The sequence below is a fragment of the Marinimicrobium sp. genome (assembly GCF_002695945.1).
Taxonomy (GTDB): domain Bacteria; phylum Pseudomonadota; class Gammaproteobacteria; order Pseudomonadales; family Cellvibrionaceae; genus Marinimicrobium; species Marinimicrobium koreense.
Genome location: NZ_NZQP01000005.1, coordinates 1 through 10,516, shown reverse-complemented (window position 1 = coordinate 10,516; position 10,516 = coordinate 1). Strand labels below are relative to the sequence as shown.

9 protein-coding genes are annotated in these 10,516 nt (G+C 54.7%); all 9 read right to left on the bottom strand.

Features of this window, described 5'->3' with window-relative positions; translation table 11 throughout:
- Positions 1-62 precede the first annotated feature (62 nt).
- Positions 63-2,975 carry an efflux RND transporter permease subunit gene (locus tag CMG77_RS00210; protein ID WP_286903384.1) on the bottom strand — a complete coding sequence of 971 codons (2,913 nt, stop codon included), beginning with the start codon at positions 2,973-2,975 and terminating at the stop codon, positions 63-65.
- Between the two features lie 10 nt (positions 2,976-2,985).
- The gene (locus tag CMG77_RS00205; protein WP_286804871.1) at positions 2,986-3,927 is read right to left on the bottom strand and encodes an efflux RND transporter periplasmic adaptor subunit; all 942 of its coding nucleotides are present in this window, start codon (positions 3,925-3,927) and stop codon (positions 2,986-2,988) included.
- Between the two features lie 34 nt (positions 3,928-3,961).
- Positions 3,962-5,266: a TolC family protein gene (locus CMG77_RS00200; protein ID WP_286804872.1), complete on the bottom strand. Its 1,305-nt coding sequence runs from the start codon at positions 5,264-5,266 to the stop codon at positions 3,962-3,964.
- Between the two features lie 511 nt (positions 5,267-5,777).
- Positions 5,778-6,194, bottom strand: a complete 417-nt coding sequence (cadR, locus tag CMG77_RS00195; protein WP_286804873.1) for a Cd(II)/Pb(II)-responsive transcriptional regulator — start codon at positions 6,192-6,194, stop codon at positions 5,778-5,780.
- 91 nt (positions 6,195-6,285) lie between these two features.
- A complete protein-coding gene (locus CMG77_RS00190) occupies positions 6,286-6,798 on the bottom strand; it encodes a protein-disulfide reductase DsbD domain-containing protein (protein WP_286903368.1) in 513 nt (170 codons plus the stop codon).
- Positions 6,799-6,809: 11 nt separating this feature from the next.
- Entirely contained in the window at positions 6,810-7,982 is a 1,173-nt protein-coding gene (locus CMG77_RS00185) for a protein-disulfide reductase DsbD family protein (protein ID WP_286903383.1), read from the bottom strand.
- Positions 7,983-8,140: 158 nt separating this feature from the next.
- Positions 8,141-8,776 (bottom strand): peroxiredoxin, encoded by a 636-nt coding sequence (locus tag CMG77_RS00180; protein WP_286804880.1) that lies wholly within the window; start codon positions 8,774-8,776, stop codon positions 8,141-8,143.
- A gap of 120 nt (positions 8,777-8,896) precedes the next feature.
- A complete protein-coding gene (locus CMG77_RS00175; protein ID WP_286903382.1) occupies positions 8,897-9,793 on the bottom strand; it encodes a cation efflux transmembrane domain-containing protein in 897 nt (298 codons plus the stop codon).
- 137 nt (positions 9,794-9,930) lie between these two features.
- A partial coding sequence (locus tag CMG77_RS00170; protein WP_286903381.1) for a methyltransferase family protein occupies positions 9,931-10,516 on the bottom strand: 586 nt, incomplete at its 5' end.

The following is a 10,516-nucleotide window of genomic DNA, read 5'->3' as shown; positions in this document are numbered from 1 at the left end:
CTCTAAAGTGTTTTGATTTCAGGTTTCGTCACCATCAATCAAAACCGGTAACCCTCCCTTTTTCAAGAGGCAGTGTCAGATTTGGTCTGAACTAATACACCTGACACGTGCCAACGATCGCGGATAAATGCGAGCATTACCAAACCGTTCAGCACCGCGACACCGGATAACGCGATAAAGCCAACGCCAGCCGATATTGACAATGGCATATCGCGAAACCACAGTGCCAATACACCACCAGTCAACGCTAGTGGTACGCCTGTAAAGATAATGAGTGCGTCTTTAAGCGAGCCCAGTGCCACTACCAAAATCACAATAATAATAGCGAACGTCACGGGGACCACAAGTGACAACCGCTGACTCGCCGAAGCCAACTGCTCAAAAGTACCTCCATAATCTAGCCAGTACCCTGCCTTCAGCTTCACTTCGGCCGTGACACGCTGCTTGGTTTCCGCTACGAATGACCCCAAATCCCGCCCCCGAACATTTGCCATAACCACGACTCGCCTTTTGCCGTTTTCCCGGCTGATTTGGCTGGGCGCGGGCGCAATTACGAGCGTAGCGAGTTCCGACAACGGTGCATACCCGCCCTCTGGCAAAGGCACAGGCAACTCGTGCAAGTGCTTGACATCGCGTCGCACGTTTTCTGGAAGACGAACCACCAGCTCAAACCGGCGATCCCCCTCATAGATCAATCCCACAGACTCACCTCCGATAGCAGTCGCAACAAAATCCTGTACATCGTCAACGGTGAGCCCGTACCGGGAGATCGCCATACGATCGGGGTGCACTGACAGCATTGGTAGGCCGTCAACCTGCTCAACCCGTGCATCGGCTGAGCCCTCTATGTCATTCAAAACCGCGAGAATCGCCTCAGCTGAGGCTAGAAGCTGTTCGAGGTCATCACCAAAGACCTTGATTCCTAAATCCGCTCGAACCCCCGAAATTAACTCATTAAAGCGCATCTCAATCGGTTGCGTGATCTCGTAGTTATTGCCCGGAACTTCCTCCAATGCCTCCTCCAACTCTTGAAGCAGTTCATCCTTGGGAAGCTTTGGATTCGGCCATTCACTGCGCGGTTTAAGTATCACGAAGTTATCCACCACATTTGGAGGCATCGGGTCCGTCGCCACCTCGGCTGTGCCTACCTTGGCTAACACCTTGTCAACCTGCGGGAACGATCTAATGCGCCTTTCCAACATCTCCTGCATCGCCACCGATTGTTCCAGCCCCGTGCCGGTCACCCGTAGCGCCTGCACCGTAATATCCCCTTCATCCAGCTGGGGCACAAACTCTGATCCAAGTGTTGTGGCCAGCCAGCTTGATGCGAAAACCAGAATAGTGGCACCGGAAATGATCCCCCATCGTAACCTGAGAACCCAACTCAACAATGGTCGATAAAGTGACTTTGCGGCGACGATGGCACGATTTTCTTTCTCGCTGACGCGCCCGGTCATAAATACAGCGACCGACGCGGGAACCACAGTCAATGAGAGCACCAATGCTGCCAGAAGCGCCATTACAACGGTAGCAGCCATCGGCTGAAACATTTTCCCTTCGACGCCAGTCAACGTGAACAACGGAATGTAGACGACCGTAATAATCAACACCCCGAATAGACTCGGTCGAATGACTTCGTTAGTCGCTTCAAAAACCAACCAAAGCCGTTCTTTTCGTTCGAGCTTGCTGTTATCAGACGCCTGAGCTTCTGCCAGGCGGCGTGTCGCGTTCTCCACGATGATGACCGCCCCGTCGACAATCAGGCCAAAATCCAGTGCGCCGAGGCTCATCAAGTTGGCAGACACTCCTGTCTTGACCATACCGAAAACGGTGGCGAGCATCGATAAAGGAATCACTGCGGCAGTAATCAGCGCTGCACGAATGTTTCCAAGCAGCACAAAGAGCACTGCTATGACAAGCAACGCGCCCTCCAAGAGGTTCTTCTTTACGGTCGCGATGGCCTTGTCCACTAAAGTGGTGCGATCATAAACGGTGTCCACCCGTACGCCTTCGGGAAGAGAAGACTCGATCTCTTCAAGCTTTATCGCCAAATCGCGAGCCACAGCGCGGGAGTTCGCTCCCATTAACATCATCGCTGTACCAACAACGGTTTCAACTCCGTTTCGCGTAGCCGCGCCACTGCGCAACTCCTTTCCAATCGCGACCTCCGCGATGTCTGCAACACGCACTGGCGACCCATCGACAATTTTCACCACCACCTGTTCGATGTCGGTTATCGTTTGCAACTGACCAGGCGATCGCACCAACAGCTGCTCGCCATTGTGCTCAATATAGCCAGCGCCGCGATTGTTGTTGTTGTTCCGTAGGGCCTGGCTCACATCGTCCAAGGTCACGTCAAAAACCAGAAGCTTTCGTGGGTCGGGGGTGACGTGATATTGCTTGGCAAAGCCGCCGATCGTGTTAATCTCGACTATACCGGGTACAAGAGCCAACTGCGGCTCTATAATCCAGTCCTGAACTTCGCGCAATGCCGTTGCATCGTACGGTGTTCCGTCAGCCTTTACCGCTCCAGGCAAGGCCTCAACCGTATAGGTAAAAATTTCACCGAGACCGGTTGCTATGGGACCCATCTCGGGCTCAAGGCCTGGCGGAAGATCGTTCTTAATCGCGCCTAGACGCTCGTCGATCAAGTTTCGAGCAAAGTAGATATCGGTGCCATCTTCGAACACCACTGTCACTTGCGACAACCCATAACGGGACAAAGAACGCGTATATGATAGATTTGGCAACCCTGCAAGCGCCGTCTCTACCGGATAGGTAATGCGCTGTTCGGCTTCCAGAGGCGAATAACCCGGAGCCTGGGTATTGATCTGTACCTGAACGTTGGTGATGTCAGGCACTGCATCAATCGGTAAGCGCTGATAGCTCCACACACCTAAGCCGATCAGTACAAAAATAAAGGACAAAGTGAGGTAGCGCCGCTCGACTGAGAAGCGAAGAATCGATTCGATCATCGTCTGACTCCTAATCGTGGTCTTCGACGCTTGACTTCAAAAGGTCAGCTTTAACCAAAAAACTGTTGCCCACGACATAACGTTCACCCGCTTCGAGCCCAGAAAGGATTTCGGTGTAACGGTCATCACTGCGGCCAAGTTCTACCAATTGCGCTTTGAATACATCATCCTTATTGGTAAAAACCACCGTTTTACCCTCAACTGTTTGCAGGGCGCGATTGTCCACCGCGACAGAGGCTTGAAATGACTCTACGACAATTTCCCCCATAACAAGCAGCCCGGGTGTCCATTGTCCGTCTCGGTTGTCAAGTGTACCTCGAGCAATAAGGTAGGGCCGCCGTTCACTTCCAGGAAGAACATGGCTAAGCGTCACCGTTCCTTTAACACTGTCAGAAGACAGCAGAACCGTTTGCCCTTTCGAAACGGCCGATCGTTGTGCCGGGAATACGTGAAGCTCCACCCAAAGTGGGTTTAAACGGGCAATAGAGAAAAGCGCTCGATCCTGTGTTAGTTCGCCAACCGCTGTTTGGCGGTCGACGACAACCCCGTTGATCGGCGAGCGAAGCTGGTAGGTCCTCAGGCTGTCATTGGACTCAATTTCAGCGAGTAAATCGCCGGTTTCAACCTGATCGCCAATCTGGGCATGAACCTGATAGACTTGACCAGGGAACCGTGCCCTCATGTGGGTTTCCTGGCCAGGTGGCACAACGATCTTTCCGTACACCCGAAGAATGCGGTCGAGGGTAGCGGGTCCAGCTTGGCTTGTACTTAGTCCGGCTTTTTGTGCCGTCTCTGAACTGATCCGAACCACCTCCTCTCCTTCATGCTCTGTTCGATTCCTTTCGTGCGCTTCATCCCGCCCCCTAGGTTCAATAAAGTCCTGAGTGAAAGCAGCGTTCGAAGTAAGAATCACCATTAGTACCGAAAGAATAACGTAATATCTGTGTCGCATAGTCTTGTTCCTATAGTTTTTTCAGCGCTGGTGGTCAACGGGAAAGTCTGCTGGTAGATAGAGGCTCGGCAGTCATTTGTTCAATAAGGGCGCCGTATTGAAGCACCGAGGCTGCCGAGTCGATCATCCTCCGTCTAGCAGCCAACAACTCTTCCTGCGCGGCAATCAGATCCAAGTAGCTATACCGCCCCCGTTCATATGCTCCACGCGTCTCCCGTAGCGCACGATTGAGTGTCGGTATTACCTCTTCTTTCAGCACTGCTGAGACTTCAACGCCCTGCTGTCGATTTTGATAGGCTTCGAAAAGTTGCGCATGCAGATTAAACAGTGCCTCTTTCCGCCGAAACGTCACTTGATCACGTTCGGCTTGGGCAGCGCGAATTTCCCCACTGCTTCGACGATCTGCAAACAAGGGCATACTAACCCCTGCAACTAGCCCCGTATCGCCAGAGCCTTCCATCCGGCGTACCCCTAGGCTCCAGGAGATATCACTTTTGGCACGCGTTTGTGACAGCCGGATCCTTGCTTCCTTCAGGCGAGTCTCACTCGCAAACACAGCCAAAGCGGCGTTGCCTTTGGCTCTGTCGTATAGAGACGCAAAATCATCCGCGGGAGGGAATTGAAACAGGTCCCCTTGAAGCTCCTCAAAATCAGTTTCGATAGCGCCCCACAGACTGGTAAGATGGGTCTTCTCTATTTCAAATACCCGCTGCATGCGAGATAAGGTGATTTTTGTTTTTGCGAGAGCGGCTTTGGCCCGTAAAACCTCTGCATTTGGTGCAACACCCGCGCGTGCTCGCTTTTCAACTGCCTCCAGTGTCGCGCGAGCTAGCACCAAAGCATCTTTTTCTAGATTCAACCGTTCCTGTGCTGCCAAGGCGGCGACGAAGCCATGCGTCACCTCGCCGAGCAGATCCAACGCTTCAGCCCTACGCCGCGCGTCCAACAGACCAGTGCGAGCATCGACCAGCGCCACTCGCGCCGAACGCTTTCCGCCGAGTTCAATGACCGACGACAGTGAAACCGTCTGTTCTGAGCCACGCAGGCCTTGTATTTCACCCTCTCCAGCGAAGTTCTCAACCTCCGCACCCAGCTCATAGGCTGGCGTTAGGGCAGCGGACTCTCTGACCCCCTTGAGCCCACGCATCCGAACTTCGTACATCTGCAAGCGGGGGTTGTTCTGCATGGTTTTGTGAATAGCATCGTCCAGTGTAAGCACCGCCTCCCGGTGCTGCCCATACGAGAGGCCGCTCAATAACAATAAAAGACTCAATAGTAACGTGTGCGCGGTGCGCACACGCACGCGGGCGAGCCCAACCCATAAACCAAAGTAGTTCATCGGTAATTATCCTAAAAAATTATTTCAGTACCCCAACAATGGGGACCAGCTCTAGAGTGCTAAAAACTCGGGACCTATCAGGCTTTGGGTGGTCGAAACAGAGAGGGGCCGTGGACGGACGAAAAGTCAATTAGGTAGGAGGGCAGCACGCCCCTAACATCAGAATAAAAATCAGAAAATTGATGAACGGCCATCGCGAGCCAACAAGCGTGGCAAAGGGCACAACAGGAGCAACCGTCTTGCAGTAAAGCGGTATTTACGGCCTCGTTTGTATCGACCTTACAATCTCCGGGCTGGAGCTCTTGATTCCACCCCAGAGTACGGTCAGCCCACTGAGAAGTCGGATGTGCCTCAACAGCGACGACGAAGCCCTGAAGAACCATCAGTGTTATCAATACAATCGTCACTTTTTGTTTTGTCAAAATTGCCTTCCGGGCTGACATACGTTTACACATACTCCACCACACCAAGAGCCAGAAAGCCATCGCTCGCCCCAGGGTCTGTGAAGGTTCTATTTCTTTGTCATCGAGCTTCGGCTGCGCTCGGTCAATCCTTGCAAAATGCCGCACTGCTCGACACTTCGCCCCTCCGCGCAGGCCTGACGCAAGGATCGCAACTGAACTTCAAGCGCTTGTAGCGTTTTGATTTTTATCGTAACCTGAGCAATACGATTATCAATAAGATCGTTGACACTACTGCAATACTCTGTTCGTTGGCTTCGTAGCTGTATCAGCTGCCGGATGTCGTCGAGACTCATATCCAAACCGCGACAATTTCGAATAAATTGCAGGTTCATCAAATCTCTATCGCCGTAATCTCTATAATTGCTTTCCGTTCGAGAAGGCTCTGGCAGCAAACCTTTTTTCTCCCAAAAGCGTATTGTTTCAACCGGCAAACCAAGCTTCTTCGCCAAAGCGCCAATTCTCATGAAGACCTCCTTAACCAAGGCAAACTTATAGTAGATCCTGCATAACAACGAGGGTGTTGCACGAGGGCCATCACATAAACCGATATTCCCGTCACCGGAGAGAAAGCCTCGCCTGGAGGGTGTCTGGAGTCAGGCAACGACCGCTGTCGTGGCATGCCTGAACCCGAACTTCGGCGGTTAACTGGTCATTAGACACGTCTTTGAGAAGGGTAGCGCGAATGATGGTACCATCATCGTAAATGGTCCAGGGTTCATCACCGAGCCCGCTGTCGATAGTGCGACCGAGTGGGTAGTCGACTTCCAACGGCAAGGGTTCACCCCCGCTCACGGAAAGCTCGGTGGGGATCAAGAAGTCCAAGGACGCGGGGTTGGCATTCACGTGCCAATCGCCTTCGATCAAGAGTGTCACACGAATACTGTCCCCTGCCCCTCGCACAGCAAGGATATCGACCAGATCAGCGGTGGTTTTAGCCGCCTCGCCGCCAGCCGCTGCGTCTAGGGTTTTGGGCTCTAAGAGCGGCCACTGCCATGCCAACAATGCGCTCACCACCGCCAAAGCGCCCAGACCAGGCACCAGCCAGCCGAAGATTTGGGATTTATTCATGCGCATACGACTTATTCCTCCGTAGAGCTGCGCAGCGTCGACGCCAGCGTGTCCGCCACAAACAGGTCGGGCAGCCGTTTTACCGGCTTCCCGCGACCATTGAGTACCACCGCAAACGGCAGGCCGGCCCCGCCGAACTCGCGCAAATAACGTTTCAGGCGCTCATCAGGCCGCGTTAGGTCAGCGCGCAGTGTGATAGCATTAACCTCACGGACAGCTCGGACCACACGCCGATCACGATAAACGGTCTGTTCGAGCACTTTGCAATTGATGCACCAATCAGCTGTAAATTCAATCAGCACCGGTCGTTGTGCCGTCCGCGCATCGCTCAGTGCCTCATCCGTCAGAGGCTCCCAGGCCAAGGTATCGGTTGCGACACGACCCGGCTGCGGCCACGCCGCGAGTCCCGTGACCACAGTCCCGACCAATACTACCGCCGGAACCAAGCGCGCGCGGAGGTCAGGTCCGACCCATAGTGCGCGCATCAGCCAGAAGGTAAGCACCGTCACCCAGATTATCCACAGCAACCGTCCCACACCATCCGGGAACACGGTAGCCGCAAAGAACACTGCCCCGGCCAGCAATACCAGCCCCAGGAATTGCTGGATGCGAAGCAACCAGGCACCGCCACGGGGTATCCTTGCGATCAGGCCAGGGCGGACCAGCAGGACTAGGTAGGGAAGTGCCAGACCCGTGCCAACCGCCAGGAAAAGCGCCACGATAGCAGCCGGCGACTGGGTCAGAGCGAATGCCAATACGCCGCCCAGAAAAGGCCCGGTGCAGGGAGTAGACAGCACGGCCGCCAACAAGCCGGCGAAGTACGGCTCGGCGTAGCCCGCCCCCCGGACCCGGTAAGCCCACTGTGGAGGCTGAAACCCGCGCCCAGCCAGGCTCCAAACACCCAGACCGGCGAGCACGACAGCGAGCATCATCCGGAATGAAGCCGAGTGAAACAGGGCACCCCAGGTCCAGTTCAACCAGGCGGTAGCCACCGCCAGTGCTCCAAAAAATGTCAGTGTTCCAGCCAGCAGTGCTGCCCCCGCCAACAGGCGTCGCCCGGGACGATCGCCAACCACTCGACCGATACTGCGCAATTTAATCGGCAGCGCTGGCAGTACGCAGGGGGTAAGATTAAGCAGCATACCGGCCGCCGTGGCCAGCAACAGGTACTGCCAGAGGCTCATAACTGAGCCTCCATTTTCCGTTTAGTCACAGTGCAAAGAATAGAGGGCACAAGACGACTCTTCGTAAGTTTTTAGAAATCACTCAAAGTCCCGGTACAGGGTCTCCAGCCGAAAGGGCGCGGGCAACCACGCCCCTAACAGCGGGTTACGCTCAAACCTCAACGGTTCGGCTGCTTGGTCACTCGGAGGTAAGGCTTGACGGCCTTCCATCCGTCCGGGAAGTGGCGCTTGGCCTCATCATCTGACAGCGTGGGCAGGATGATCACATCGTCGCCGTTGCGCCAATTCACCGGTGTGGCGACTTTGTACCCGTCGGTCAACTGGATCGAGTCGATCACCCGCAAGATTTCGTCGAAATTGCGGCCCGCACTTTTCGGGTAGGTCAGCGTCATCCGTATTTTCTTGTTCGGGTCGATCAAAAATACCGATCGCACGGTCGAGCTATCACCCTCACCGGAATGCAGCATGTCGTAAAGCTGCGAGACCCTTCTGTCTTCATCCCCGATAATCGGGAAATTGACGGCATGACCTTGGGTCTCCTCGATATCGCCGCACCACGCTTTATGATCTTCCACCGGATCCACCGAAATGGCGATCACTTTGCAGTTGCGCTTAGCAAATTCGTCTTTTAGTCTGGCGGTTTCACCCAGCTCCGTGGTGCATACCGGCGTAAAATCAGCCGGATGCGAAAACAGTACGGCCCACCCGTCGCCAATCCAGTCGTGGAAGCTGGTCCGGCCTTCGGTGGTATTCGCCTCGAAATCGGGGGCGGTATTGCCTAGATGTAAACTCATAACAGTAGTCTCCTTCGATCAGTTAGTTTTAGCTTTGGTTGGAAACGCGCCGCCAACGGAGTGCTCAGGCAACCGGGCTATTTCATACCGGGAGAGTTTTTCTCCCACAACGAGCACTCCTTAATCTTTCAGCGCCAGAATACGCCTGGCGCCGTTAAGCACGATGATTCCCGCAATAGTGCCGATAATCAGATCTGGATAATGGGAACCGGTCCACGCGACCAAAGCGCCAGCAGCGATAACGCCCAGATTGATGACCACGTCATTGGCCGAGAATATCCAGCTGGCTTTCAGGTGCGCCCCACCCTCTCGGTGTTTGGATATGAGTAACAGACAGCTGGTATTGGCCATCAACGCAATGAATGCGATCGCCATCATCACCAGTGATTCAGGTTCACTACCGAACACAAATCGTCTCACCACCTCGGCGAGTACGCCTACCGCCAAAATCAGCTGGAGCACACCTGCAAGGTGCGCGGCACGCACCTGCATTTTTACACTATGTCCGACCGCATAAAGGGCGAGCCCGTACACGGCAGCATCGGCAAAATTGTCTAAAGACTCCCCGATCAGGCCCGTTGACTGGGCGATCAACCCTGCGGTCATTTCCAACGCAAACAGGAGTGCATTAATACCGAGCAACCACCGCAGAGTGCCAGACTCTTGCGTAGCAGCGGCCGCCGAGGACTCGGCGGCCCTGATTGTCTCCGGATCGGCAGCGGCGGTTTTCTCAAGCGAGGCTCCTAACCCCAAGGTCGCCAGCTTCGCGGTAATAGGGTCAGGCGCGCCATCGTGCACGACCTCCAACTGGCGGTTGGACAAGTCGAAAGACAATGCCCGGATCTTCTCAAAGCCGCCCAGGGCCAGGCGAATCATTCGCTCCTCTGATGGGCAGTCCATCTTCGGCACGGCATAAACGCTGACCCATTCCCCCGACGCCTCGGAAGAGGCCAGCGTATCGGGATCCGCTGTGGGTGTTGCATCACAATTACGTGGGCCCCCGCAGGCTTTGCTCATGGTTCAGCTCCAACTGAGTAACGATTCGGTACTATTAAAAACCTTATAGCCACTACAAGGTCAACAGCCAGAAGTGGATTACGAGGGAGTTTTTGCGCACCCACTTCGCAGGCTCCCCCCAAGATGTATGTGTCGCTTCAGCCATGATCGTCCTCATGGGCGCGATCGGTCTTGCTACCGGAGGCATTTACAACCTCCCTCCATTTTCCCCAACGCGGCACCAACATCGGCACCTGTCGTTGGTAGGCCCTGTAGGCGTCACCGAACTGCTCTAGCATTTTCCGCTCCTCTCGCTGCGCCAGCCGGTAGTAGGCAAATACAATAAGCGGAAACAACCCAACCGAGAACAATGTGGGCCAATGCACCACGCCCTCGCCGAACAAAGCCAGGAACAGACCGGTATATTGGGGATGACGCACGTAGGCGTACAGCCCGTCGGTGACCAGCCGATCCTCCTTGCGTGCCCGATACACTTGCCGCCATCCCTGGATAAACAGACCAATGCCGACGAAGGCGAGTCCGTAGCCAAGCAACATGGAGATCAACATGCCGGTTTCACCCAACCCTATCAGGGTGGACCACAGGTTGGCGTTAACGTAATCGCTATCCAACCCGAAGAACCGGACCAGTAGATAAATCGTCAGTGGAAAGCCGTACATCTCGGCATAAAGTGCGATGATGAAAGCTTGCACCAACCCGGCACCCGCCCATTCACGCCAGCTT